Source organism: Variovorax sp. LjRoot175 (assembly GCF_964253805.1).
Lineage (GTDB): Bacteria > Pseudomonadota > Gammaproteobacteria > Burkholderiales > Burkholderiaceae_C > Variovorax.
Genome location: NZ_CAXURY020000001.1, coordinates 1,824,378 through 1,847,685, shown reverse-complemented (window position 1 = coordinate 1,847,685; position 23,308 = coordinate 1,824,378). Strand labels below are relative to the sequence as shown.

Genomic DNA, 23,308 nt, shown 5'->3' with positions numbered 1-23,308 from the left:
GGCCGGGCGCGGAGGGAACCTCCCGCCTGTGGCAAGCTCCGAGCGGTATGCGCAACCGCTCTTCACTCATTTCCCGCCGCCTTCTCTTGCGCGCCCTGCTGGGTGCCGCCGCTGTGCCGGCGCCTTTCGCGGTGCTCGCCGGCTTCAACTTCTTCACCAGCGAGTACACCGCGAGCCGCGAGGAGTTGCAGGCCCAGATCGCAAAGCGCTTTCCGGTGCAGCAGCGCTATGCCGAGATCTTCACCGTCGGCCTGCGCGACCCGCAGCTGGGCCTCGATGCGAGAGCCAATCGCGCGGCGATCACTGCCGTGCTCTCCATTGCAAGCCCGCTGTTGCGCCCGTCCACCGTCGAAGGCGTGGTTTCGGTCAGCAGTGCGCTCAAGTACGACGCACCGACGCGTGCGCTGCGGCTCGACCAGCCCAAGGCCGAACGGCTCGAACTGCAGGGCGTGACCGGGCGCGACGCCGAACGCCTGCAGCAGATCGGCGCGCTGGTCGCGCAGGAGCTGCTGCATGGCCAGCCACTGCGCACCTTCACCGCCGAGGAGCTGACCGTGGGCCGCAAGACCTACGAGATCGGTGACATCACCGTGCAACAGGACGGCATCAAGGTAGAACTCAAATGAAGTTCACCCCTCGCCTCGCGCCTTGGCTGATCGCGGCCTCGCTGCTCACGGCCTGCGTTTCGCCAGGCCCCGGCGCGAAGCGCGCCTTCGACCTGCAAGCCCATCGCGGCGGCCGCGCTCTCGCACCCGAGAACACGCTGGCCGCCTTCTCGAACGCGATGGACCTGGGCGTCGACACGCTCGAACTCGATATCGGGCTCACGGCCGACGGCGTGGTGGTGATCTCGCACGACACCGTGCTCAATCCGGACCACACGCGCGACGCGAGCGGCGCCTTTCTCACGGCCAAGGGGCCCGCGATCCGTTCGCTGACGCTGTCGCAACTGCAGGCCTACGACGTCGGCCGCATCGATCCCGCGAGCAGCTACGGCAAGCAGTTTGCGAAGCAGCTGGCGAGCGACGGCGAACGCATCCCGACGCTGGCTGCGCTGTTCGAGCGCGTGCGCGAGCGCGGCGCGACGCAGCTCCGCTTCAACATCGAGACCAAGCTGGACCCGACCCGCCCGGACGAAACCGCGCCGCCCGATGAGATGGTGCGCGCCCTGCTCGCCGAGATCGACAAATACGGCCTGTCGCCGCGCGTGACCGTGCAGAGCTTCGACTGGCGAACGCTCGCGCTGGTCGGCCAGTGGGCGCCGCAGATGCGGCGCGCCTACCTCACGAGCGGCCGCACGCTCAAGGATCCGCGCTGGACCTCGAGCCTGCGGCTCGAGGACTTCGGCTCGGCGCCGCGCCTGGTGAAGGCCGCCGCGGGCGAGAGCAAGGGCGCAGTGATCTGGTCGCCGTCCTTCAACGATCTCACGGCCGCGCAGGTGAAGGAAGCGCAATCGCTGGGCTTCCAGGTCGTGCCCTGGACCGTCAACCAGCGCGCCGACATGGCGAAGCTGATGGACTGGCAGGTCGATGGCCTCATCACCGACGACCCGGCGGTGCTGCGCGATGTGATGCGCGAGCGCGGCCTGGCGCTGCCGCGCGGGCTCGCCCGCTGAGCCTCACACGTGGCGCGCAGCCCGCGTGCGTTGCGCGCCCGCCAGCGGCTGCCGATCGGCCCGCGCATGCAGCGCTTCGATGATGTGGCATTGCGCATCGGTGCCGTCGCAGCAGTCGCGCAGCGCGATCAGGTCCTTCTCGAGCGAACGCAGTTCGCGCAGGCGCTCGCGCACATGGCCCAGATGCGCATCGAGCGCGACGCAGGCGGCGGCGCAGTCGGCCTTGCTGCGCAGGTCGAGCCCGAGCAGGGTGCGCACCTCGTCGAGCGACATGTCCATGGCGCGGCACAGGCGGATGAAGCGCAGCCGGTGCACGTCGGCATCGGTGTAGAGCCGGTAGCTGTTGTCGCCGCGGGCCTGCGGCGCGATCAGCCCTTCCTTCTCGTAATAGCGGATGTTGGTGGCGCTCACGCCGCTCTGCGCGGCGGCATCGCCGATGCGGTAACCCTGCACGGTGGGCGGGTTTGCGACTGCCATGGCTTGACCTTCCAGTGACTTCAACCTTTCCAATGGTGCCATCACTGGAGAAACCATGTCTGCGAACTGCTGCGATCACGATCACGACCACGAACATCTTTCGGCCTCCGACACGCCGCGCTACCGGCGCGTGCTGTGGGTGGCGCTGGCACTCAACGTGCTCATGTTCGCCGTGGAGATCGGTGCCGGCTTTCGTTCGGGCTCGGTCTCTCTGCTGGCCGATGCGATCGACTTCTTCGGCGATGCCGCCAACTACGGCGTGACCCTGGCCGTGCTGTCGGCGGGCCTCACGTGGCGCGCGCGCGCCGCAGTGCTCAAGGGCCTCAGCATGCTGGGCTTCGGCGTCTTCGTGGCCGCCAAGGCGCTGTGGTCGGCCACACAGGGCGTGCCGCCCGAGGCACTGACCATGGGCCTGGTCGGCGCGCTGGCGCTGGGCGTCAACGTGCTGGTCGCGCTGCTGCTCTACGCCTTCCGCGAAGGCGACGCCAACATGCGCAGCGTGTGGCTATGCTCGCGCAACGACGCCATCGGCAATGTGGCCGTGATGCTCGCGGCGCTGGGCGTGTTCGGCACCGGCAGCGCCTGGCCCGACCTCGCGGTGGCCGCCGCGATGGCGGCGCTCGCGATCAGCGGCGGCTGGTCGGTGCTGCGGCAGGCACGCGGCGAACTGCGCCGCGGTCCCATAATCGCCGGCGATGCCTGATGAACATGCCTCCTCCCCGGCCCCGCATGCGGGCGCCATCACCGATGTCTCCGGCATCGAAGTCGGCCACTTCAGCGATACGCGCCGCCCCACCGGCTGCACCGTGATCCTCGCGCGCGAAGGCGCGGTCGCCGGCGTGGACGTGCGCGGCGCCGCGCCCGGCACGCGCGAGACCGACCTGCTCGCGCCGGGCAACTTCGTCCAGCAGGTGCATGCCGTGATGCTCGCGGGCGGCAGCGCCTGGGGCTTGGCGGCGGCCGATGGCGCGATGCAGTGGCTGGAAGAGCATGGCATCGGTTTCGACGTCCGCTTCGGCAGGTTGCCGATCGTGCCGGCCGCCGTGCTCTTCGACCTGCCGGTCGGCGATGCGCGCATCCGGCCCGATGCCGCCGCCGGCTATGCGGCCTGCGCGGCCGCCTCGACGGCCGCTCCGGCCGAAGGCAATGTGGGCGCCGGCAGCGGCGCGCTGGTGGGCAAGCTGTTCGGCGTGCACCGCGCGATGAAGGGCGGCATCGGCACCGCCTCGATCACCGTCAACGGCGTGACAGTCGGCGCGCTGATCGCCTGCAATGCGCTCGGCGACGTGCTGGATCCCGACACGGCCCAGGTGGTGGCCGGCGCACGCACCGAAGATGGCCGCGCGCTGCTCGACACGCGCCGCGCCCTGCTGCGCGGCGACCTGCCCCAGCCGCTCTTGGCCGGAACCAACACCACGCTAGGCGTGATCGCGACCGACGCCGTGCTCAGCAAGGTGCAGGCCAACCGGCTCGCGGCCGTCGCCCACGACGGGCTGGCGCGCGCGATCAACCCGGTTCACACCATGAGCGACGGCGACACCCTGTTCGCGCTCGCCACCGGCCGCGTGCCGCTCGAAGGCGATGCGCCCGGAATGACGGTGCTGGGCACCATGGCCGCAGAGGTCGTGGCGCGGGCCACGCTGCGGGCGGTGCGGGCGGCGCGCACGGTGCGGATCGGGGAGGGCTACTTTCCCTGCGCTGCGGACCTGGGGTGAAGGGGGCCGCTCGCACGCGCTTTGTAACCGCAGCGCTGTCCAAAGGCACTCAAAATGCCCGCTGCCGCGCCCGCGGCGACCCCGAGCACCGTTTTTGTCCCACCGCATGCCTCGCACCATCCGCCTCGTCCTGCTCTCCATCCGCGACCTCATCGCCTCGGCCGGCCCCGTGGTCTTCCTCGTCATCGGGCTGCTGATCGCCGCCTATTGGTGGCTGGAGCCGCAGCCGCCCAAGCACGTGAGGCTCGCGACCGGTCCGGCCGGCAGCGCATACGCCGAGTTCGGCAAGCGCTACGCCACGGCACTCAAGGCCAACGGCATCGAGGTCGAGCTCAAGCCGACCGACGGCTCGCAGGACAACCTGCAGCTGCTGCGCAGCGGCGGCGCCGACGTGGGCTTCGTGCGCGGCGGCAGCGCCGACCCGGTGGCCGACGAGGAAGCGGGGCTCAGCTCGCTCGGCAGCCTGTTCTACGAGCCGCTGTGGTTCTTCTATCGCAGCGACGCGGCGCGCGCGGTCGACCGCAAGACCGGCCGGCTGACTTCGATCGCGCAGTTCCAGCAGCTGCGAGTCAACGTCGACAAGCCAGGCAGCGGCGTGCCGGAGATCATGGAACGGATGTTCCGTGCCAACCACATGGATCCGGAGAAGCTGCAGCTGTCGAACCTCGAGCAGTCGCCCGCCACCGAAGCGCTGCAGGCCGGCCTGCTCGACGTGATCGTGCTGGCCTCGGCGCCGCAGTCGCCGCTGGTGCAGCGGCTGCTGCGCGCACCGGACATCCAGTTGATGGAGTTCGGCCAGAGCGATGCCTATTCGCGGCGCTTCGCCTTCCTGCAGGACGTGACGCTGCCGCGCGGCGTTGTCGATCTCGCGGTCGACCTGCCGCCACAGGACCTGTCGATGCTGGCTGCCACCACTTCGCTGTTGGCACGCGAGAAAACCCATCCCGCCCTGCGCCAGTTGTTCGCGCAGAGCGCGCAAACGCTGCACAGCGGCGCCGGCTGGTTCAACCGCGCGCGCGATTTCCCGAACACCCGCACCAGCGAGTTGCCGGTCAGCCCCGAGGGCGACCGCGCCATCAACGGCACGCCGCCCTTCTGGCAGCGTTATCTGCCCTTCTGGGCCAGCAACCTGGTGGAGCGCATGTGGCTGGTACTCGGCGGCCTGCTGGTGCTGATGCTGCCGCTCAGCCGCGTGGTGCCGCCCCTCTATCAGTTCCGCGTTCGCCGGCGCGTGTTCCGCTGGTATGCGCGCCTGCGCGAGGTCGAGAACAAGCTCGAAGCCGGAACCGGCGAGCGCGAGGCGCTCATCAAGGAATTGGACGACCTCGATCGCGTGGTCAACAAGGTGGCCGTGCCGCTCTCCTACGCCGAAGAGCTCTACGCGCTGCGCAACAACATCTATGCGGTGCGCAAGCGGGTGCTGGCGCGCATGCCGGCCGTTGTTGTGCCCCAGACCGCAAAAGTCTAGCGCTGCAGCCGCAGCAGCTTGCCGTTGGCGCTGTCGGTCAGCAGGTAGATCCAGCCGTCTGGCCCCTGCCGGACATCGCGAATGCGCTCGCCGCGATCGGCCAGAAGACGTTCACGCCCGGTCACGGTGTTGCCGTTGAGCGTGAGCCGCCACAGCGCCGTGCCCGCCAGCGCGCCGACGAACAGGCTGCCCTTCCAGTCGGGCAGCGCATCGCCGGTGTAGAAGGCCATGCCGCTGGGCGCGATCGAGGACTTCGCCGTGCCCGGCGTCCACGCCGAGCCGTCGATCTTTTCCCAGTAGGTCAGGGGCTGCTCCATGCCGGCCTTGGCCGTGCCTTCGCCGACCTGCGTGAGGGTGCCGTATTCCTGCCCGTAGCTGATGACTGGCCAGCCGTAGTTCCTGCCGGGCAGCGAGAGATTGACTTCATCGCCGCCCTGCGGGCCATGCTCGTTGACCCACAGATCGCCGGTCGCCGGATGCAGCGCGGCACCCTGCACATTGCGATGGCCGTAGCTCCAGATATGGGGCTGCGCGCCGGCCACGCCGAAGTCGGGATTGCCCGGCGCCGGCACGCCATCGGTGGTGATGCGCACCACCTTGCCGTGCCCGCGCGTCAGGTCCTGGGCGAAGCCGCGCTGGTCGGTGTTCATGCGCTCGCCCAGGGTCACGAAGAGGTAGCCGTTGCGATCGAACACCAGGCGCGAGCCGAAGTGCGCATTGCTCTGCGCTCTGGGCAACTGCCGATAGATGACGACGAAATTGCTCAGGCTGCGGCCGGCGACGTCGAGTTCGGCGCGCGCCACCGCGGTGCTGTTGAGGCTGGCGTTGCCCGTATCGCGTTCCGAGTAGCTGAAGTAGATGCGGCGGTTGCTCGCGAAAGCCGGATCGGCCACCACATCGAGCAAGCCGCCCTGCCCGACCGCCTCCACCACCGGAACGCCGCTGACCTGATCGGCCCCGCCATTGACCGGCGTGCCGTCGCCATTGCGCAGCCGCATCTGCCCGCCGCGCTGCGTCAGGAGCAGCTTGCCGTCGGGTAGGAAGGCCAGGCCCCAGGGGCTGTTGAGGCCGGAGGCCAGCTCCGTCACCTTGACCACCATCGGCGAGGCCGGCGGTGCCGGCGGCGGCGGATTGGCCGCCGGGGGCGGTGCGGGTGCCGCCGTCCCGCTCACCCCGAAGGCGCTGATGGAGACGCTGCCCCCGCCACCCCCGCCCCCGCATCCCGCGAGAAGCACCATCGACGCCGCCACACACCGAATCGCCGCAGCCATGTCCGCTCCTAACGGCGCCCCGGGCGCCCATCTGGAAGCGGAAGTTTGCCTCGCTTGCGGCGGTTCAGCGCATTGTTACTTCAGCGCCTTGAAGCGCATCCGGTGCGGCTTGGCACCCTCTTCGCCCAGGCGCTTCTTCTTGTCGGCCTCGTACTCCTGGTAGTTGCCGTTGAAGAAGGTCCACTGGCTGTCGCCTTCGGCCGCGAGGATGTGGGTCGCGATGCGGTCGAGGAACCAGCGGTCGTGACTGATCACGAGCACCGAGCCCGCGAACTCGAGCAAGGCGTCTTCCAGCGCGCGCAGCGTTTCGACGTCCAGGTCGTTCGAGGGTTCGTCCAGCATCAGCACGTTGCCGCCGGCGATCAGGGTCTTGGCCAGGTGCAGGCGGCCGCGTTCACCGCCGGACAGCGTGCCGACCTTCTTCTGCTGGTCGGCGCCGTTGAAGTTGAAGCGCCCGGCATAGGCCCGGCTCGCCATCTGGAACTTGCCGACGTTGATGATGTCGAGGCCGTCCGAGATGTCCTGCCACACCGTCTTCTCGTTGGCGAGCGCATCGCGGTGCTGGTCGACGAAAGCCATCTTGACCGTCTGGCCGACCACCACCTCGCCGCTGTCCGGCTTCTCCTTGCCGGCGATCAGCTTGAAGAGCGTGGACTTGCCGGCGCCGTTGGGGCCGATGATGCCGACGATGGCGCCGGCCGGGATCTCGAAGCTCAGGTTGTCGATCAGCAGGCGATCGCCGAAGGACTTGCTGACGTTCTTGAACTCGAACACCTGGTTGCCCAGGCGCTCCGCCACGGGGATGAAGATTTCCTGCGTTTCGTTGCGCTTCTGGTATTCGAAATCGCTCAGCTCCTCGAAGCGGGCCAGGCGCGACTTGCTCTTGGCCTGGCGCGCCTTCGGGTTCTGGCGCGACCATTCGAGTTCCTTCTTCAGCGCCTTGGCGTGGGCTTCTTCGCCCTTCTGCTCCTGCGCGAGGCGCTCGCCCTTCTGCTCGAGCCAGGTGCTGTAGTTGCCCTTCCACGGAATGCCGCGGCCGCGGTCGAGTTCGAGAATCCACTCGGCCGCGTTGTCGAGGAAGTAGCGATCGTGGGTGATGGCCACCACGGTGCCCGGAAAGCGCTGCAGGAACACTTCGAGCCACTCGACCGATTCGGCGTCCAGGTGGTTGGTCGGTTCGTCGAGCAGCAGCATGTCGGGCTTGCTGAGCAACAGGCGGCACAGCGCCACGCGGCGCTTCTCGCCGCCCGACAGCACGCCGATGTTGGCTTCCCACGGCGGCAGGCGCAGCGCGTCGGCGGCGATCTCGAGCTGGTGCTCGGAATCGGTGCCGGCGGTCGCGATGATGGCTTCGAGCTGGGCCTGCTCGGCCGCCAGCGCGTCGAAGTCGGCGTCTTCCGCGCCATAGGCCACGTAAACCTCTTCGAGGCGCGCCTTGGCCGCGTAGACCGCGCCCATCGCTTCCTCGACCGACTCGCGCACCGTGTGCGCGGCGTTCAGCTTGGGCTCTTGCTCGAGGTAGCCGATCGTGAGGCCGGGCATCGGCAGCGCCTCGCCTTCGATCTCCTTGTCGATGCCGGCCATGATCTTGAGCAGCGACGATTTGCCCGAGCCGTTCAGGCCGAGCACGCCGATCTTGGCGCCGGGGAAGAAGGAAAGCGAAATGTCCTTCAAGATCTGCCGCTTTGGCGGCACGGTCTTGCTGACCTTGTTCATGGTGTAGACGTACTGGGCCATGTCTATCTCTGTTCGGTGATGGGGACTGCTCGGGGTGGTCGGGAAACCCGGCAACGATCTTGTGCGAGGATCGATGGCGAATCTGCCTTGCATGGCATGCGCTTGCTGCTGCAGCGCGTTTTCCGACCGGGGGTTTGCTGCCAAGTCTAACGCAGGGGCCTCGATTCCTTGAACGGGGGCCTGAAGCGCTGCTATTCTCAGGCGCACCCGCCTATGTGTGCCGCACCCGCCCACGATGCCTTCGACCAGGCCAAGCAGCTCTTCTTCGACGGGCTGAAGGCCTTCGAAACAGCCCGCTTCGACGCCGCCGAGCAGCTCTTCCTGGCTTCGCTCGCGCTGCTCCCGGGACGCGTCTCGACCCTGATCAATCTCGCCGCCACGCAGCTGAAACTGTCGCGCCCGCAAGAGGCCCTGGCGGTGGCCGAGCAGGTGCTGGCGGTGGAGGCCGACAACGCCGATGCCTGGTTTCACAAGGCCACTGCGCTCGGCCAGTTGAATCGCCACCGGGAAGCATTGGCCGGCTACGAGAAGGTGCTGCAGCTCGGCATCCTTCCCCCCGCCGAGCCATGGTTTCGCCACGGCCAGACCCTGCAGGCGCTGGATCGGCCCGAACAGGCGCTCGCCTCCTACGACCGCGCGCTGGGCGCGGACCCCGGCCTGGCCGAGGCCTGGAGCAATCGCGGCGGCATCCTGCGGGAGATGAAGCGCAACGAGGAAGCGGCCGACGCCTTCATGCAAGCCATGGCACACGGTGCCGATCCGGAACTGCATCGCTACTACCTGGCATCCGTCTCCGCGCAGGCTGTTCCGGCGACGGCGCCGGCCCACTACGTCGAGACCCTTTTCGACGACTACGCCGATCAGTTCGATGCGCATCTGGTGGGCCTGCTCGGCTATCGCGCGCACAGCACGCTGGCCAGGCATCTGGCCGCATTGGGCCGCGGCCCTTTCCGCTCGGCGCTCGACCTCGGCTGCGGAACAGGGCTCTGCGCGCCGTTGCTGAAACCGATGACCCAAAGACTCGCGGGCGTCGACCTGTCCAGCCAGATGATGGACAAGGCACAGGCCCTCGGCCTCTACGACCGCCTGGTGCATGCGGACATCGTGGACTACCTGCGAGGCACGGACGAACGCTACGACCTGATCACGGCCGCCGACGTCTTCATTTACGTCGGCGATCTGGAACCAGTGTTCGCGGCGCTGGAAAAAGCCATGGAGCCGAACGGGATCTTCTGCTTTTCGGCCGAATGCGCTGCCCATGAAGGCGTCGACTTCGAACTGCTGCCGAGCCTGCGCTACGCCCATTCGGGACGCTATCTTCGCGCTCTGGCCATGCAACACAGCTTCGATGTTGTCCAGCTGATTCGCGCACCGATACGCGAAGACCAGCGCGAGCCAATCCAGGGCATGTTCGTTTATCTGAGCCGCGCCGAGGGCGGCGAAACCCGACTCATGCGACAATAGCGCCTGTTGCCGGGTCCAGTTGCCCGCAACGCCGGCCCTCCGCCGGGGACGACGAAGGCCCATCTCAAGGCTTTCAGGCTCCCACCCCTGACCCTCATTCGCCTTTACTGGCTCGACGTCGCCAAGACGCCGTAGCGGGCGAATACCACTGCGCCGTGTAAGGCGCTTGTTGAACTCAATGAACTTTGATGAACTGAAGCTGGCCCCGGCCATCTTGAAAGCCGTGCACGAGCAGGGCTACGAAACCCCCACCCCGATCCAGGCCCAGGCCATTCCTGCGGTGCTCGAGGGGCATGACCTGCTCGGCGGCGCCCAGACCGGCACCGGCAAGACGGCCGCTTTCACGCTGCCGATGCTGCACAAGCTCACGATGAGCCGCAGCGCCACCAACAAGTTCGGCGGCACCGGCGTGCGCGCCCTGGTGCTGACCCCCACGCGCGAACTCGCGGCCCAGGTCGAAGAGTCGATCCGCACCTACGGCAAGTACCTCCAGCTGAGCTCGACCGTGATCTTCGGCGGCGTCGGCATGAACCCGCAGATCAGCAAGCTCAAGAGCGGCGTCGACATCCTGGTCGCCACGCCCGGCCGCCTGCTCGACCTGCAGCAGCAAGGCATGCTCGATCTGGCCCAGGTGCAGATGCTGGTGCTCGACGAAGCCGACCGCATGCTCGACATGGGCTTCATCCACGACGTGAAGAAGATCCTCGCGCTGGTGCCGAAGGAAAAGCAGAGCCTGCTCTTCTCCGCGACCTTCAGCGACGAAATCCGCGACCTCGCCGCCACGCTGCTGAAGAACCCGCAGAGCATCCAGGTCACGCCGCGCAACACCACGGTGCAGCGCATCACGCAGGTGGTCCACCCGGTGGGCCGCGGCAAGAAGAAGGCGCTGCTCGCGCACATCATCAACGAGCACAACTGGAGCCAGGTGCTGGTGTTCACCCGCACCAAGTTCGGCGCCAACAACGTGGCCGAATTCCTGACCAAGAACGGCATCGAAGCGATGGCGCTGCACGGCAACAAGAGCCAGAGCGCGCGCACCCAGGCGCTGGCCGGCTTCAAGAGCGGCGAGATCCGCGCGCTGGTGGCAACCGACATCGCCGCCCGCGGCATCGACATCGACGAGCTGCCGCACGTCGTGAACTACGAGATTCCCAACGTCAGCGAAGACTACGTGCACCGCATCGGCCGCACCGGCCGCGCGGGCGCGAGCGGTGAGGCGGTGAGCCTGGTCTGCCTCGACGAAGAAGGCTTCATGCAGGAGATCGAGCGCTTCACCAAGCAGCAGATCCCGGTCAAGCTGATCGACGGCTTCGGCCCCGAGGAAAGCGAGCGCGCCGAACCCATCGCGATGGGCCGCCAGACCATCTGGGGCGGCGCCGGCCGCCCGCCGAGCCGCGAAGTGATGCAAGCGGCGGCCAAGGCCGCGCGGCAGGAAATGATGCAGCGCATCCGCGACAACAAAGCGGGCCAGGGCGAGCAGCGCAGCGGCGGTGGCGGTGGCGGCAATGGCGGCGGCCAGCGGCGCGGCGGCGGTGCCGCCCAGGGCGCTCCGGCCGGCCGCAATGGCGGCGGCCAGGGCCAGCGCGTCCAGGGCGGCGGGCGTGGACCCGCTCCGGCACGCGGACCGCAAGCTCCGGCGCGCACGCCGCACCATGCTCCGCACCACGTGGTGCAAGGTCATCTGCCGCACGACGAGCGTCAGCCGCGCCACCACGGCAACAGCCACAGCCCGACGCAGGCCAACGCGGTGGCGCATCTGCGCGCCGAAGCGGTCGGCGGCGGCGAAGGCCAGCCCGATCCGTTGCGCACCAGCGTCGACATCATGAGCGCCGGCCGCGGTCGCGGGGGCCGCAGCGGCGGCGGCGGTGGCGGGTACGGCGGCAACCGTTCCGGCGGCGGTGGCCGTTCGGGTGGCGGTGGCGGTCGCTCGGGCGGCGGCTACGGCGGTGGCGGCGGTGGCCGCTCCTTCGGTCGCTGAGAACACGACCACTGCACAAAGGGCGCTTCGGCGCCCTTTTTCACGGGCCTCCGGCCGTCAACGGCGACGTCAGCTACGGCCAGATCTTCAGCGTGCAGCCCTTCGGCAACAGCCTGGTCGTGAAGACGATGACGGGCGCGCAGATCAAGGCGATGCTCGAACAGCAGTTCAACAGCGGCACCAACACCGTGGCCGCATCGCGCGTGCTGCTGCCCTCGAGGTTGAGGCACTGCCGAGCAGCGCAGCGGCAGGCGGATCAGGGCTCGCGACTGCCTGAGCGAAGCGAGTTTGAGCGAGAGCCCGCCTGACGCGAGCAGCGCAGGGAAGCCCGAAGGGCCAGTGACGTCGGCCGGCACAGGGCACACCGCCCGCCGCCGCGCCCCCAACGCTCTTGCCCCTAGTTCAAGTCGCCGGCCAGGCTCGCCAGCGTCTCCGGCGCGATGCTCGCGAGCGCCGGGTAGTTGCTGTGGTCGCAGCCCAGCTTGACGTTCGCGCCCGCGCGCACGGCAGCGCGCGGCATCGCCGAACTCGAAACGCACGAAGTGGACCGCCGAGGTCTTCTCGTCGTTCTCGCGCTCCATGTCTTCGTCGGCGATCGCGTAGATGCGCCCGTGGCCTTCGACCTCGACGAACATGCGGTCCTCCACACCGATGAGCCGGGCCAGTTCGCGCTTGCGCTCGTGCGCGTCGGGGAACTAGATCAGAATGGTCGCCTTCCAGTTGCTGCCGTCGGGCACCAGGGCTGCGTAGGCATCGATCTCGCTCTGGATGCCCTCTTCGTCGAAGATCTTCTCGATGTGAAGCATCTCCTGGATCTGGCGGCGGATCGTCGTCTCGTCTTCGAACTGGATGCTGACGTGCTCGCCCAGGCGCACCGTGCGCAGCCGGCTGTGCGCGATGAACTCCGGCGCGCTGCTCTTGCGGATCTTCGCGTACGCCTCCAGCGTCAACAGGTTGTCTCGGGTGATGCTCAATAGGGGCCATTGACGCAAGCAATGAGCAAGGCGCAGCGCTCAGTTCAGCCGGCGACTGCTCTGCCTGTCGAACAGGTGCGCGCTGTCGGCGCCGATCACGAGGCCGATGATGTCGTCCGGCGCGGCATCGACGCGACCGTGCACCACCACGATGAGCTTCGCCTCGCCCACCTGCACCAGCAACTCGGTCTCGTTGCCGGTCGGCTCGACGACGATCACCTTCGCGGCCACGCCGCTGCCCGCGTTCGCGAGTCTGATGTCGCCGGGACGGATGCCGTAGTGCGCCGCCTGCCCGTCCGCCGCCGCGGTCGCGCCCGGCGCCGGCCAGCGCGCGCCGTGCGCCTCCACGCTGCAGCCCTCGCCGTCGCGCCGGAACACACCTTCGATCACGTTCATCGCCGGCGAGCCGATGAACTGCGCGACGAACAGGTTGTCAGGCCGGTCGTAGAGTTCCAGCGGCGTGCCGATCTGCTCGATGAGGCCGTCGTGCATGACCACGATGCGGTCGGCCATGGTCATGGCCTCGATCTGGTCGTGCGTGACGTACACCGTGGTGGTCTTGAGCCGCTGGTGCAAGGCCTTGATCTCGGCGCGCATCGCCACCCGCAGCTTGGCGTCGAGGTTGGACAGCGGCTCGTCGAACAGGAAGACCTTGGGATCGCGCACGATGGCGCGCCCCATCGCCACGCGCTGGCGCTGCCCGCCCGAAAGCTCGCGCGGATAGCGCCCGAGCAGCGCATCGAGATTGAGGATCTTCGCGGCGTTGGCCACGCGCTGGTCGGTGACCGACTTGTCGGCATTGCGCAGGCGCAGGCTGAAACCCATGTTCTCGCCCACCGTCATGTGCGGATAGAGCGCGTAGCTCTGGAACACCATCGCAATGTCACGGTCCTTGGACTCGAGCTCGTTCACGACCCGGCCGTCGATCAGGATCTCGCCGCCGGTGATGTCTTCCAGCCCGGCCAGCATGCGCAGCAGCGTGGACTTGCCGCAGCCCGAAGGGCCGACCAGCACGACGAATTCGCCGTCGGCGATGTCGAAGCCCAGTCCGTGCAGGATGTCGACCTTGCCGTAGGACTTCTTGACGTTGTTGAAGGAAACGGATGCCATGTTCTTGATCCCTTAGCTTTTGACGGCGCCGGCCGTCAGGCCGCCGACCATGTAGCGCTTGAACGCGTAGTAGATCGCCGCCGGCGGCAGCGCATAGATGAAGCCGGTGGCCATCAGCAATTCCCATGGCGAATCGTCGGCCGCCAGGAAGTTGCCCAGCGCCACCCCGAGCGTGATGTCGGTTTCGTTGGACAGCAGCAGGAAGGCGTAGAGGTATTCGTTCCAGGCCAGCAGCAGTGCATAGGTGCCCACTGCCACCATCGAGGGCACCATCAGCGGCAGATACACCAGACGAAACAGCTGCACCGGCGTGGCGCCGTCCATGCGCGCGGCCTCGTCGAGTTCGTAGGGCAGCTTGTCCGAGGCCTGCTTGAGCACCCAGATGCAGTAGGGCGAAGCGATGGTGACCATCGCAAAGATCAGCGACCACTGGTTGTTGAGCAGCCCGTAGTTGGCCATCGTCTTGTACATCGGCACCGCCAGGAAGGCAGCCGGGATGAAGTAGGTGAACAGGGCCATGTTGAGCACCGTGCGCCCGCCCCGCACCCGCAGCCGGCTGATGGCGAAGGCGGCGGTGGTGGCCACCATCAAGGTGATCAGCCCGACCGCGATCGCAATGACAAGCGAGTTGCCGAGCTGCTGCCAGAAGTGCGACAGGTAGAAATGCTTCTGCTGGAACACGGTCTCGAAGTTCTGCAGCGTCGGGTTCTTGGGCCATAGCCGGCCCGAGGTAGCCGATTCGCGCTCTGATATCGCAAACAGGAACATGTGGTAGACCGGGATGATGGTCCACAGGAACACCGGGATGCCGATCAGCAACAGCTTGGCTTCGGCGGTGACGGAGCGCAGAGTCCATCGCTTCATTTGGACAGCCTCTTCATCATGAAATACACCAGCGGCAGTACCAGCGGCAGCGCCACCACGATCGAGGACATCGCCACATCCATCTGGTCCAGCCGCAGGTAGCGGATGCCCAGGGTGGCCAGCACGTGCGTCAGGTCGGCCGGCCCGCCGCCCGTGAGCAGGTAGACGCTGTTGAAATCGCCCAGCGTCCAGATCGCCGACAGGATGGTCGACGTGATGTAGAGCGTGCGCATCGCCGGCCAGGTGATGAAGCGGAACTTCTGCCAGTTGCTCGCGCCGTCGACCGAAGCGGCTTCGTACTGTTCGGCCGGAATCGACAGGCGCCCGGCCACCAGGATCAGCGTCCAGAACGGCAGCGACTTCCAGATATGCATCAGCATCGATAGAGACAGCGCCAGCGTCGGGTCATTGAGCCAGTTCGGTCCGTCGAGCCCCGTGAGGCGGAAGATCACCGAGTTGATGACGCCCCACTCCGGATTGAGCATGAAGCGCACCGACAGGATGGTCGGAATCGAGGGCACCGCCCAGGGCAGGATGAAGAGCACCGAGAGCGCCTTGATCCACCAGCGCGTCTTGATGAAGAAGCCCGACAGCACCAGTGCGGCGATCATCTTGAGATTGATCGCCACCACCAGGAACACGATGGTGTTGATGGCGCTGCGGAAGAAGATCGGATCGTCGAACAGCTTGGTGTAGCTGGACGGGTGCCGGGCCAGCCAGAGGCCGTAGCCCACCGGGTACAACACGAACACCGCGAACACGAGCAGGTAGGGAACGACGAACAGGCGCCCCCAGAATTCCCAGCGGGTCAGGCTACGGGACGCCGGCGCCGCGACGTGCGGCAATGTGCTAACAGCTTGAGTCATGGTTCAGTTCACCCCGATGTCGTTCAAGCGGAGAAGATGATGGACAGGTGGACGGCCGCGGCGCCGAGCCGCGGCCGGACCGATTCAGAGGGTCAGCCCGCAACCGCCTTGATGCGCGCGATCATCTCGTCAGTGGCCTTGTCCACCGGCACCTTCTCGTTGAGGATCCGGTTCGCCGCCTTGGCCCACACGTTCTCGTTGTTGAGCACAGTGAACTTGTAGTTCTTGGTGAATTCGAATGGCGAGGTGCCGGCCATGAACTGGTTGTAGACGGCCGTACGGTGCGGGTCCTGCTTCCAGAAAGCACTTTGCTGCGCCGCCTTGGTCACCGGGAACCAGCGCCCGAGCGAGCCTTCGACGTAGGGCGTGAGATTGGCGTCGTCGAGCAGGAAGGCGACGAACTTCTTCGCGGCATCCTTGTTCTTGGCGTCCTTGAAGATCACGCCGGTCTTCACGGCCGCGCGGTACACCATCTTGGAGCCGTCGGGTTTGTTCGGGAAGCCTGCTGTCGCGATCTTCTCGGTGTAGTTCACCTTGGCGGCGTCGCGCTGCGCTTGCGTAAGCGATTGGTTGTTCGAGGCGTCGAGTTGCGTGGCGGCGATCGAGATCGTCGCGTTATGCGTCAGGACGGTCGTCTTGTTGGCAAAGGCGACGTTGTTGTCCGGATCCTTCCAGTTGGTAGCAGACGGCGGCGCGCAACCCTTCGAATACACCTGTGTGTAATCGGTCAGCGCGTTGATCAGGCCCTGGCGAACCGCCGGATCATCGACCAGCAGCTTGCCCGCGTCGTTGACCAGCTTGACGTTGTAGGCGTCCATGAAAGTCAGGAACGAGAAGAACGAGTCGCTCGAGTCCACGCCCAGCGGCTGGCCGATGCCGAAGCTGCGGGTACCGGACTTTTGACGATGGGCTGGTTGCACCTTGTCGCACCAGAAGCTCCAGTAGCCTTTCCAGTCGGTCGGGATGTCGCTCTCCTTGAAGCCCGCCTCGGCCAGCATGTCCTTCCAGTACTGGATGTGCATGGTCTGCTGCTTGATCGGGTAGGCGTAGTAGGCGCGGCTCTTGGTGGTGTCGTTGTAGAGGAAGGTGGTGGCCAGCGCCGCAGGCTCGAACTTGGCGCGCATCGGGTCGAGGATGCTGGTCACGTCTTCGAGCTTGCCGTCGTAGGCCCACTTGGCCGTGACCTGGAAGTCGTAGACGTCGCCATAGGCCACGTCGGGCGGATTGCCGGCGTCGAGCGCTGCCACCGACTTCGGAACCATTTCTTGCGGCGCGTAGAGCGACAGCTCGACCTTAATCTTCGGGTTCTTGGCCTCGAATTTCTTGATGGCTGCGTACAGCGCGTCGTCCTCCGCCTTGTAGAAGCCCTTGCCCCACCAGACGGTGAGCTTCTCCTGCGCCGCGGCCTGGCCGGCGGCAGCGAGCCCCAGCGCGACCAGCGCGGGAATCATGAGTGCCTTGAATTTCATGCTGTGTCTCCTTTTTTGACGATGGGTGCTCGATCCATGAGCGTTGCTGGGAAAGGGATGCGGGCGCGCCTCAAGCGGCCTTGAGGCGCGGCGGAGATCGACCGAGGCGCGGCAGGCGGCGGCGCGAGCCGACCACCTCCTCGATGTCCTCGCGCGCGCCGTCGATGAGCTTGATGATCGCGCGCTCAGCGCGCGCCGGGTTGTGGGCGATGACCGCATCGAGCACCGCCCGATGCAGAGGCAGCGACAAGGTCGGCCCGTCCTTCTTGGCGGTCGAGAGCTCGAAGCTGGTGCGCAGCAGCGCGTTCAGCGCCTTGCTCATCTGGGTCAGCATGCGGTTGCCCGCAGCGACCAGCAGTCCGTGGTGAAAGCGCAGGTCGCTGGTGACGTAGTCGCCGCCGTATTCCACTGCCAGCTTCATGCCGGCGTAGGCCTCTTCGATCTCCTCGATGTCGGCCGCGGTGGCGCGTTCGGCCGCTAGCCGAACGGCTGCCGGCTCGACCACGCGCCGCAGATCCAGCAGGTCGCGCAGGAACTCGGGCGTGAGGCCCGCACGGGCCTGCCAGGTGATCACATCGGGATCGAACCAGTTCCACCGGTCCTCCGGCAGCACGCGCGTGCCGACCTTCGGCCCCGTGACGATCAGGCCCTTGGCGACCAGCGATTTCACTGCCTCGCGCACCACCGTGCGGCTGACGCCGAACTCATCGCACAGCAGGGGCTCCGCGGGCATCGGCGCGCCGATGGCATAGCGGCGCGACACGATCGCCTCACCGAGCAGCTCGAGCGTGCGGCCGTGGGTGTTCTTGGTCATGGTGCCGCGTCGCGCCTTCAGGCATCCACCGGCGTCAGCAAGGGCGCGCCGGCGAAATGCGCGCGCAGGTTGTCGAAAGTCAGTTGCGCCATGGCCTCGCGCGTCTGCTTCGTGCCGCTGGCCACGTGCGGCGTGAGCACCACGTTCGGCATGGCGCGCAGCTCGGCCGGCACCTGCGGCTCGTTCACGTAGACGTCGAGCGCGGCGCCGGCGATGACGCCCTTCGAGAGCGCGGCGATCAGCGCCGCTTCGTCGACCACGCTGCCGCGCGCCACGTTGACCAGATAGCCCTGCGGCCCGAGCGCCTCGAGCACGCGCGCATCGATCAGGCCGCGCGTCGCCGCGCCGCCCGGCGTGATGACGACCAGGAAGTCGACGGCAGCAGCGAGCGAGACCGCATCCGGGTGGTAGGCGTAGTCGACCTCTGCGCGCGGCGAACGCGCGGTGTACGCGATCTGCATGTCGAAGGCCCGCGCACGGTGCGCGATGGCCTGTCCGATGCGGCCCATACCGACCACGCCCAGGCGGGCGCCCGTGACCTTGCGGCTCAGCGGGAACGGGCCCTTCGGCCACTCGCCTTCGCGCACGAAGCGGTCGGCCTGGGGAATGCGCCGCGCGATCGAGAGCAACAAGCCGATCGCCAGATCGGCCACGTCGTCGTTCAGCACCTGCGGCGTGTTGGTGACCGGCACGCCGCGCTCGTGCGCCGCGGCCACGTCGACGCCGTCGTAGCCGACACCGAATACCGAGATCACTTCCAACGCCGGCAGGCGGGCCATCAGCTCGCGCGGCACCTTGGCTTCGCCGTTCGCAACGACCGCGCGAATGCGCGGGGCAGCGGCCGAGAAGGCCTCGGGCTCGTTGACGTGCGTCCGATCGTGCACCGTGTACTCGCGGTGCAGCGCGTCCATCAGGAAGGGCATCAATGGCGCGACGACCAGCACCTCGGGGCGGGTGGCGCTCATGCTTCGATGCCCGTCAATTGCATCGGTTGCTTGCGCGTTGCGTTCAATGAATGGGGCATGTCTTGTCTCCTGCGAGGACCGAGATTTCCCTAGACCTCGATCCAATGTCGGGGCTTATCATATGATGATTGAAATACCGGTCCGGCAGGACAAACCCTGATTCGCCGAGGCCGCAGATTGTCCCACCGCGGAGACAAGACAGATGAGCGACCCACCCCGGAAACCCGCGCACGAACTGCGCAGCCAGCAATGGTTCGGCCGCCACGACCGTGATGGCTTCATCTACCGCAGCTGGCTCAAGGGCAAGGGCGTTCCGCACGACCAGTTCGACGGCCGCCCGGTGATCGGCATCTGCAACACCTTCAGCGAGCTCACGCCCTGCAACTCGCACTTCCGCACGCTCGCCGAGCAGGTGAAGATCGGCGTCTACGAGGCCGGCGGCTTCCCGCTCGAGTTCCCGGTGATGTCGCTGGGCGAGACGCTGATGCGGCCGACCGCCATGCTCTATCGCAACCTCGCGAGCATGGACGTCGAAGAGAGCATCCGCGCCAACCCGCTGGATGGCGTGGTGCTGCTCATGGGCTGCGACAAGACCACGCCGGCGCTCATGATGGGCGCATCCGGCGTCGACTTGCCGACCATCGGCGTCTCGGGCGGCCCGATGCTCTCGGGCAAGTGGCGCGGGCAGGAGCTCGGCTCCAGCACCGGCGTCTGGCAGATGAGCGAGCAGGTGCGCGCCGGCACGCTGAAGCTGCAGGACTTCTTCGAGGCCGAGAGCTGCATGCACCGCAGCCACGGCCATTGCATGACCATGGGCACCGCCAGCACCATGGCCAGCATGGTCGAGTCGCTCGGCATCGGCCTGCCCGGCAATGCGGCCTATCAAGCCCTTCAAGGACAAGGCCGGCATCTGCGTGCTGCGCGGCAACCTCGCGCCCAACGGCGCGATCATCAAGCCGAGCGCGGCCACGCCCGAGCTGCTGGTGCACAAGGGCGCCGCGCGGTGGTGTTCGAAAGCGCCGACGACCTGCACAAGCGCATCGACGACGAGTCGCTCGACATCGACGAGCACTGCATCATGGTGCTCAAGAACTGCGGCCCCAAGGGCTACCCAGGCATGGCCGAGTCCGGCAACATGCCGCTGCCGCCCAAGGTGCTCCGGAAAGGCATCACCGACATGGTCCGCATCAGCGATGCGCGCATGAGCGGCACCGCCTACGGCACGGTGGTGCTGCACACGGCGCCCGAGGCCGCGGCCGGCGGGCCGCTGGCGCTGGTGCAGGACGGCGACATCGTCGAGCTCGACGTGCCGAATCGCAGGCTGCATCTGCACGTGAGTGACGAGGAGCTGGCGCGCCGGCGCGAGAAATGGACTGCCCCGAAGCCGCCCTTGGACTCCGGCTACTGGAAGCTCTACGTCGACAACGTGCTGCAGGCCGACCAGGGCGCCGACCTCGGATTCCTGCGCGGCAAGCGGGGCTCCTTCGTTCCAAGAGACAATCACTGAATGCACTTAATCGCCGTTGATTGGGGTACCAGCTCACTACGCGGCGCGCGGCTCGACGGCAAGGGCCACGTGCTCGAGGAGCGCGAGCATCCGCGCGGCATCCTCACGGTCCCGCCGGGTGGCTTCCCGGCCGTGTTCGAAGAATTGTTCGGCGACTGGATGCGCCCGACCGGCAGCTTCTGCCTGATCTCGGGCATGGCCGGCAGCAAGCAGGGCTGGGTCGAGGCGCCCTACTGCGCCTGCCCCTCGGGCCGGGTCGAAGTGGGCAACGCGATCGTCGAGATCGAGCCCGGCCGCATCGCGATCGTGCCCGGCCTCAGCGACCTGCACGACGGCGTGCCCGATGTGATGCGCGGCGAAGAAGTGCAGATCTTCGGCGCCATGGCGCTGACGGGCCTTGCCGACGGCGTTTTCGTGCTGCCCGGCACGCACAACAAGTGGGCCACGGTGAAGCGCGGCCGCGTGACGGGCTTCCGCACCTTCATGACCGGCGAGTTCTACGCGCTCCTGAGCCGGCACTCGATCCTGGCACGCACGCTCGATGCAGAGGCGCCGCTGGACGAAGTCGCCTTTCTCGAAGGCGTGACGCAGGCCGACAACGGCCAGGGCCTGTTGCACAACGCCTTCGGCGCGCGCACGCTGGCGCTGTTCGAGCGCATGTCGGCCGGCGATCTCTCGAGCTACCTGTCGGGGCTTCTGATCGGCGAGGAGCTGCGCACCCAATCGATCCACGCCGCCGGCGACCTGGTGCTGATCGGCACGCCGGCGCTGACGCAGCGCTACCTGCTGGCGCTGCAGGCCTCGGGCAATACCGCGCGGACGCTGGGCGCCGAGGCTACCTGGGCCGGCCTGCACGCGCTGTCGGCATTCCTCAACGCAAACAGAACAAGGCCATGACTTCGCCTCTGGACAAATTCTCCGCCGCCATGCAGCAGTTGCCGCTGGTGGCGATCCTGCGCGGTCTGACGCCGGCCGAGGCGCCGGAGGTCGGCGATGCGATCGTCGAAGCCGGCTTCCGGCTGCTCGAAGTGCCGCTCAATTCGCCGCAGCCGCTCGAAAGCATCGCACTCCTGCGCCGGCGCTTTCCGGATGCGCTGGTCGGCGCCGGCACGGTGCTCGATGCGCAGCAGGTGCGCGAGGTGCATGCGGCCGGCGGCGAGCTGATCGTGGCGCCCAACTTCAATGCCGAGGTGCTGGCCGAAGCGGCGCGCCTCGGGCTCGTGAGCCTGCCCGGCGTGATGACGCCGACGGAGGCCTTCGGCGCGCTCGCGGCCGGCGCCAGCGGGCTCAAACTCTTCCCCGCCGAACTGGCCTCGCCCGCGGTGGTGAAGGCCTTGCTCGCGGTGCTGCCCAAGGGCACGCCGCTGATGCCCGTGGGCGGCATCACGCCCGGCAACATGACTGCCTGGCGCGAAGCCGGCGCGGCCGGTTTCGGCATTGGCTCGGCGCTCTACAAGCCCGGCAAGAGTGCCGCGGCCGTACGCGAGGCCGCGCTGGATTTCGTCGCTGCCTTCAACGGCAGCCGGCGCACCTGAGGATCGCCATGTCTGCCGAATCCGACTACGCCAGCCCCGCCGTCCGCATCCTGCGCGACAACCTCGCGCTGGCGCTGCGCTCCGCCTCGCACCATGGCCTCTCCGAGGGCGTGTGCAACCATTTCAGCGTCGCGCTGCCCGGTGCGCAGGACCGCTACCTGATCAACCCGCGCGGCCTGCACTGGAGCGAGATCGGCCCCGATGACATCGTGCTGATCGACATGCACGGCGAGGTGCTGGCCGGCCGCCATCGCGTCGAGCCCACCGCCCTCTTCATCCACGGCGCGGTGCATCGCATTACCGGCCACGCGGTGGTCCTGCATTGCCACATGCCCTATGCGACCGCCCTGACGCTCACCGCCGATCGCGCGCTCGACCCGACGCTGAGCCAGAACGCGATGCGCTTCATGAACCGCATCGCCATCGATGCGCAGTACAACGGGCTGGCGCTCGACGACCGCGAGGGCGAACGCATCGCCCATGCGATGGCCGGCAAGGACGTGGCCTTCCTCGCCAACCACGGCGTGATCGTGGCCGGCGCGCACATCGCCCATGCCTACGACGACCTCTACTACCTCGAGCGCGCCTGTCTGCACCAGGTGATCGCGCAATCCACCGGCCGGCCGCTGGTGCCGGTCGACGCGGCGCTGGCCGCGCACGTGGCGGCGCAGATCCAGGGCGAGCGCGAGCAGTCCGACCTGTTCTTCGAGGCGCTTCGCCGGCTGCTGCCCGCGCCGCGTCCCGAACGCCCGCTTCAGCGCGCGGCCGCGTAGGCAGGCGGGTCCGCCACCAAGCCCTGCTTGACCTGGCGCGTCACCGCGTCGGCCAGCACTTCGGGCAGGCCGGCCTCGACGGCGGCGAAAGTCTGCTTCGCCACATCGTCGGGCGATGTCTTGTCGCCCGGCACATGGCTCGCCATGTCCGTATCCATGAACGCCACGTGCACGCTGACGACCTGCGTGCCCTGCCCGCGCAATTCGTTGCGCAGGCCGTTGCTGAGCGACCATGTGGCCGACTTCGAGGTGCTGTAGGTGGCCGCGCCCGGCAGGCTGATCCAGCTCAGCGCCGACAGCACGTTGACGATGGCGCCGCCGCCGTTCTTCGCCAGCGCCGGCGCGAAGGCACGGCTCAAGGCCCAGGGGCCGAAGAAGTTGGTCTCGAACTCGGCGCGCGCCGCATCCACGGCGTCCGGCGACAGCAGGCCCGAGCCGCGCGAGATGCCGGCGTTGTTGACGAGCAGGGTCACGTCGCCGCAGGCGCGGGCGGCCGCTTCGACCTGTTCGGGCTTGGTCACGTCGAGCGCGAAGGCGTGCACGCCTTCGAGCGTGATGGATTTCGGGTCGCGCGCGGCCGCGTAGACCTTCTTCGCGCCGGCCGCGAGCGCTGCACGTGCGTAGGCGAGCCCGAGGCCGCGGTTGGCGCCGGTGATGAAAACGACGGAGTCCTTGATCTTCATGGAAAGCTTTCGGTAATGAGTGG

Annotated in this window: 21 protein-coding genes and 2 pseudogenes; 12 read left to right on the top strand and 11 right to left on the bottom strand. The window is 67.6% G+C overall.

All coding sequences use genetic code 11. The features are described 5' to 3' along the window. Positions 1 to 86 precede the first annotated feature (86 nt). A complete protein-coding gene (locus ACSQ89_RS09355; RefSeq protein ID WP_436290699.1) occupies positions 87 to 626 on the top strand; it encodes a DUF1439 domain-containing protein in 540 nt (179 codons plus the stop codon). Beyond that, positions 623 to 1,615, top strand: coding sequence for a glycerophosphodiester phosphodiesterase (locus ACSQ89_RS09350; protein WP_436290700.1), 993 nt, complete (start codon positions 623 to 625; stop codon positions 1,613 to 1,615). Before ACSQ89_RS09355 ends, ACSQ89_RS09350 begins: the two co-directional genes overlap by 4 nt. Before the next feature lie 3 nt (positions 1,616 to 1,618). Here the strand turns inward: ACSQ89_RS09350 and ACSQ89_RS09345 are convergent, their stop codons facing one another. Continuing rightward, positions 1,619 to 2,092, bottom strand: a complete 474-nt coding sequence (locus tag ACSQ89_RS09345; protein WP_436290701.1) for a Cd(II)/Pb(II)-responsive transcriptional regulator — start codon at positions 2,090 to 2,092, stop codon at positions 1,619 to 1,621. A gap of 55 nt (positions 2,093 to 2,147) precedes the next feature. Between ACSQ89_RS09345 and ACSQ89_RS09340 the strand changes: the two genes are divergently transcribed. The 3 genes from ACSQ89_RS09340 to ACSQ89_RS09330 all read left to right on the top strand — a co-directional run bounded on the left by ACSQ89_RS09340 (position 2,148) and on the right by ACSQ89_RS09330 (position 5,275). Further along, complete coding sequence (locus tag ACSQ89_RS09340; RefSeq protein WP_436290702.1) at positions 2,148 to 2,795, top strand: cation transporter; 648 nt, start codon at positions 2,148 to 2,150, stop codon at positions 2,793 to 2,795. Next, positions 2,788 to 3,807 carry a P1 family peptidase gene (locus ACSQ89_RS09335; RefSeq protein ID WP_436290703.1) on the top strand — a complete coding sequence of 340 codons (1,020 nt, stop codon included), beginning with the start codon at positions 2,788 to 2,790 and terminating at the stop codon, positions 3,805 to 3,807. Before ACSQ89_RS09340 ends, ACSQ89_RS09335 begins: the two co-directional genes overlap by 8 nt. A 106-nt stretch (positions 3,808 to 3,913) precedes the next feature. Then, positions 3,914 to 5,275 carry a TAXI family TRAP transporter solute-binding subunit gene (locus ACSQ89_RS09330; protein WP_436290704.1) on the top strand — a complete coding sequence of 454 codons (1,362 nt, stop codon included), beginning with the start codon at positions 3,914 to 3,916 and terminating at the stop codon, positions 5,273 to 5,275. Here ACSQ89_RS09330 and ACSQ89_RS09325 read toward each other — a convergent pair. Next, positions 5,272 to 6,546 (bottom strand): PQQ-dependent sugar dehydrogenase, encoded by a 1,275-nt coding sequence (locus ACSQ89_RS09325; RefSeq protein WP_436290705.1) that lies wholly within the window; start codon positions 6,544 to 6,546, stop codon positions 5,272 to 5,274. The genes ACSQ89_RS09330 and ACSQ89_RS09325 overlap by 4 nt on opposite strands. A gap of 75 nt (positions 6,547 to 6,621) precedes the next feature. Next, on the bottom strand, positions 6,622 to 8,283 hold the full coding sequence (gene ettA, locus ACSQ89_RS09320) for an energy-dependent translational throttle protein EttA (RefSeq protein WP_093102226.1): 1,662 nt from the start codon (positions 8,281 to 8,283) through the stop codon (positions 6,622 to 6,624). Between the two features lie 213 nt (positions 8,284 to 8,496). Between ettA and ACSQ89_RS09315 the strand changes: the two genes are divergently transcribed. From ACSQ89_RS09315 to ACSQ89_RS09305, 3 genes and pseudogenes are all read left to right on the top strand, one after another. Next, positions 8,497 to 9,747, top strand: a complete 1,251-nt coding sequence (locus ACSQ89_RS09315) for a methyltransferase domain-containing protein (RefSeq protein ID WP_436290706.1) — start codon at positions 8,497 to 8,499, stop codon at positions 9,745 to 9,747. A 178-nt stretch (positions 9,748 to 9,925) separates the two neighbouring features. Then, entirely contained in the window at positions 9,926 to 11,725 is a 1,800-nt protein-coding gene (locus ACSQ89_RS09310; RefSeq protein WP_436290707.1) for a DEAD/DEAH box helicase, read from the top strand. Between the two features lie 50 nt (positions 11,726 to 11,775). Beyond that, positions 11,776 to 11,946, top strand: a pseudogene (locus ACSQ89_RS09305) (5'-nucleotidase C-terminal domain-containing protein); the annotation flags it as partial. A gap of 176 nt (positions 11,947 to 12,122) precedes the next feature. On the opposite strand, the pseudogene ACSQ89_RS09300 reads toward ACSQ89_RS09305, so the two are convergent. The 7 genes and pseudogenes from ACSQ89_RS09300 to ACSQ89_RS09270 all read right to left on the bottom strand — a co-directional run bounded on the left by ACSQ89_RS09300 (position 12,123) and on the right by ACSQ89_RS09270 (position 18,787). Next, positions 12,123 to 12,699 (bottom strand): annotated as a pseudogene (locus tag ACSQ89_RS09300) (DUF3501 family protein). Between the two features lie 39 nt (positions 12,700 to 12,738). Then, positions 12,739 to 13,809, bottom strand: coding sequence for an ABC transporter ATP-binding protein (locus tag ACSQ89_RS09295; RefSeq protein WP_436290708.1), 1,071 nt, complete (start codon positions 13,807 to 13,809; stop codon positions 12,739 to 12,741). Between the two features lie 12 nt (positions 13,810 to 13,821). Then, the gene (locus tag ACSQ89_RS09290; RefSeq protein ID WP_093102220.1) at positions 13,822 to 14,673 is read right to left on the bottom strand and encodes a carbohydrate ABC transporter permease; all 852 of its coding nucleotides are present in this window, start codon (positions 14,671 to 14,673) and stop codon (positions 13,822 to 13,824) included. Then, positions 14,670 to 15,539, bottom strand: a complete 870-nt coding sequence (locus tag ACSQ89_RS09285) for a carbohydrate ABC transporter permease (protein WP_436290709.1) — start codon at positions 15,537 to 15,539, stop codon at positions 14,670 to 14,672. Before ACSQ89_RS09285 ends, ACSQ89_RS09290 begins: the two co-directional genes overlap by 4 nt. 92 nt (positions 15,540 to 15,631) lie before the next feature. Further along, on the bottom strand, positions 15,632 to 17,008 hold the full coding sequence (locus ACSQ89_RS09280) for an ABC transporter substrate-binding protein (RefSeq protein ID WP_093102217.1): 1,377 nt from the start codon (positions 17,006 to 17,008) through the stop codon (positions 15,632 to 15,634). A 70-nt stretch (positions 17,009 to 17,078) separates the two neighbouring features. Then, positions 17,079 to 17,822 (bottom strand): FadR/GntR family transcriptional regulator, encoded by a 744-nt coding sequence (locus ACSQ89_RS09275; protein ID WP_436290710.1) that lies wholly within the window; start codon positions 17,820 to 17,822, stop codon positions 17,079 to 17,081. 17 nt (positions 17,823 to 17,839) lie between these two features. After that, the gene (locus ACSQ89_RS09270) at positions 17,840 to 18,787 is read right to left on the bottom strand and encodes a 2-hydroxyacid dehydrogenase (protein WP_093102214.1); all 948 of its coding nucleotides are present in this window, start codon (positions 18,785 to 18,787) and stop codon (positions 17,840 to 17,842) included. A 202-nt stretch (positions 18,788 to 18,989) separates the two neighbouring features. Here ACSQ89_RS09270 and ACSQ89_RS09265 point away from each other — a divergent pair, with 202 nt between their 5' ends. Genes ACSQ89_RS09265 through ACSQ89_RS09250 form a run of 4 tightly spaced genes read left to right on the top strand, consistent with a single transcriptional unit; the run spans position 18,990 to position 22,602 of the window. Beyond that, positions 18,990 to 20,294: a dihydroxy-acid dehydratase domain-containing protein gene (locus ACSQ89_RS09265; RefSeq protein WP_436290711.1), complete on the top strand. Its 1,305-nt coding sequence runs from the start codon at positions 18,990 to 18,992 to the stop codon at positions 20,292 to 20,294. Then, the gene (locus ACSQ89_RS09260) at positions 20,295 to 21,191 is read left to right on the top strand and encodes a 2-dehydro-3-deoxygalactonokinase (protein ID WP_093102212.1); all 897 of its coding nucleotides are present in this window, start codon (positions 20,295 to 20,297) and stop codon (positions 21,189 to 21,191) included. Continuing rightward, positions 21,188 to 21,829: a 2-dehydro-3-deoxy-6-phosphogalactonate aldolase gene (locus tag ACSQ89_RS09255; protein ID WP_436290712.1), complete on the top strand. Its 642-nt coding sequence runs from the start codon at positions 21,188 to 21,190 to the stop codon at positions 21,827 to 21,829. Before ACSQ89_RS09260 ends, ACSQ89_RS09255 begins: the two co-directional genes overlap by 4 nt. An 8-nt stretch (positions 21,830 to 21,837) precedes the next feature. Next, positions 21,838 to 22,602, top strand: a complete 765-nt coding sequence (locus ACSQ89_RS09250) for an aldolase (protein WP_093102209.1) — start codon at positions 21,838 to 21,840, stop codon at positions 22,600 to 22,602. Here the strand turns inward: ACSQ89_RS09250 and ACSQ89_RS09245 are convergent. Beyond that, the gene (locus ACSQ89_RS09245; protein ID WP_436290713.1) at positions 22,584 to 23,285 is read right to left on the bottom strand and encodes an SDR family oxidoreductase; all 702 of its coding nucleotides are present in this window, start codon (positions 23,283 to 23,285) and stop codon (positions 22,584 to 22,586) included. The genes ACSQ89_RS09250 and ACSQ89_RS09245 overlap by 19 nt on opposite strands. Between the last annotated feature and the right edge of the window lie 23 nt (positions 23,286 to 23,308).

What these genes read in the sequence shown, in the direction of transcription:
- ACSQ89_RS09265 (WP_436290711.1), top strand. Translation starts at nt 18,990, where the DNA reads ATGAGCGACCCACCCCGGAAACCCGCGCACGAACTGCGCAGCCAGCAA.
- ACSQ89_RS09285 (WP_436290709.1), bottom strand. Translation starts at nt 15,539, where the DNA reads ATGACTCAAGCTGTTAGCACATTGCCGCACGTCGCGGCGCCGGCGTCC.
- ACSQ89_RS09290 (WP_093102220.1), bottom strand. Translation starts at nt 14,673, where the DNA reads ATGAAGCGATGGACTCTGCGCTCCGTCACCGCCGAAGCCAAGCTGTTG.
- ACSQ89_RS09315 (WP_436290706.1), top strand. Translation starts at nt 8,497, where the DNA reads ATGTGTGCCGCACCCGCCCACGATGCCTTCGACCAGGCCAAGCAGCTC.
- ACSQ89_RS09250 (WP_093102209.1), top strand. Translation starts at nt 21,838, where the DNA reads ATGTCTGCCGAATCCGACTACGCCAGCCCCGCCGTCCGCATCCTGCGC.
- ACSQ89_RS09270 (WP_093102214.1), bottom strand. Translation starts at nt 18,787, where the DNA reads ATGAGCGCCACCCGCCCCGAGGTGCTGGTCGTCGCGCCATTGATGCCC.
- ACSQ89_RS09345 (WP_436290701.1), bottom strand. Translation starts at nt 2,092, where the DNA reads ATGGCAGTCGCAAACCCGCCCACCGTGCAGGGTTACCGCATCGGCGAT.
- ACSQ89_RS09275 (WP_436290710.1), bottom strand. Translation starts at nt 17,822, where the DNA reads ATGACCAAGAACACCCACGGCCGCACGCTCGAGCTGCTCGGTGAGGCG.
- ACSQ89_RS09350 (WP_436290700.1), top strand. Translation starts at nt 623, where the DNA reads ATGAAGTTCACCCCTCGCCTCGCGCCTTGGCTGATCGCGGCCTCGCTG.
- ACSQ89_RS09280 (WP_093102217.1), bottom strand. Translation starts at nt 17,008, where the DNA reads ATGAAATTCAAGGCACTCATGATTCCCGCGCTGGTCGCGCTGGGGCTC.
- ACSQ89_RS09310 (WP_436290707.1), top strand. Translation starts at nt 9,926, where the DNA reads ATGAACTTTGATGAACTGAAGCTGGCCCCGGCCATCTTGAAAGCCGTG.
- ACSQ89_RS09330 (WP_436290704.1), top strand. Translation starts at nt 3,914, where the DNA reads ATGCCTCGCACCATCCGCCTCGTCCTGCTCTCCATCCGCGACCTCATC.
- ettA (WP_093102226.1), bottom strand. Translation starts at nt 8,283, where the DNA reads ATGGCCCAGTACGTCTACACCATGAACAAGGTCAGCAAGACCGTGCCG.
- ACSQ89_RS09335 (WP_436290703.1), top strand. Translation starts at nt 2,788, where the DNA reads ATGCCTGATGAACATGCCTCCTCCCCGGCCCCGCATGCGGGCGCCATC.
- ACSQ89_RS09260 (WP_093102212.1), top strand. Translation starts at nt 20,295, where the DNA reads ATGCACTTAATCGCCGTTGATTGGGGTACCAGCTCACTACGCGGCGCG.
- ACSQ89_RS09340 (WP_436290702.1), top strand. Translation starts at nt 2,148, where the DNA reads ATGTCTGCGAACTGCTGCGATCACGATCACGACCACGAACATCTTTCG.
- ACSQ89_RS09295 (WP_436290708.1), bottom strand. Translation starts at nt 13,809, where the DNA reads ATGGCATCCGTTTCCTTCAACAACGTCAAGAAGTCCTACGGCAAGGTC.
- ACSQ89_RS09245 (WP_436290713.1), bottom strand. Translation starts at nt 23,285, where the DNA reads ATGAAGATCAAGGACTCCGTCGTTTTCATCACCGGCGCCAACCGCGGC.
- ACSQ89_RS09255 (WP_436290712.1), top strand. Translation starts at nt 21,188, where the DNA reads ATGACTTCGCCTCTGGACAAATTCTCCGCCGCCATGCAGCAGTTGCCG.
- ACSQ89_RS09325 (WP_436290705.1), bottom strand. Translation starts at nt 6,546, where the DNA reads ATGGCTGCGGCGATTCGGTGTGTGGCGGCGTCGATGGTGCTTCTCGCG.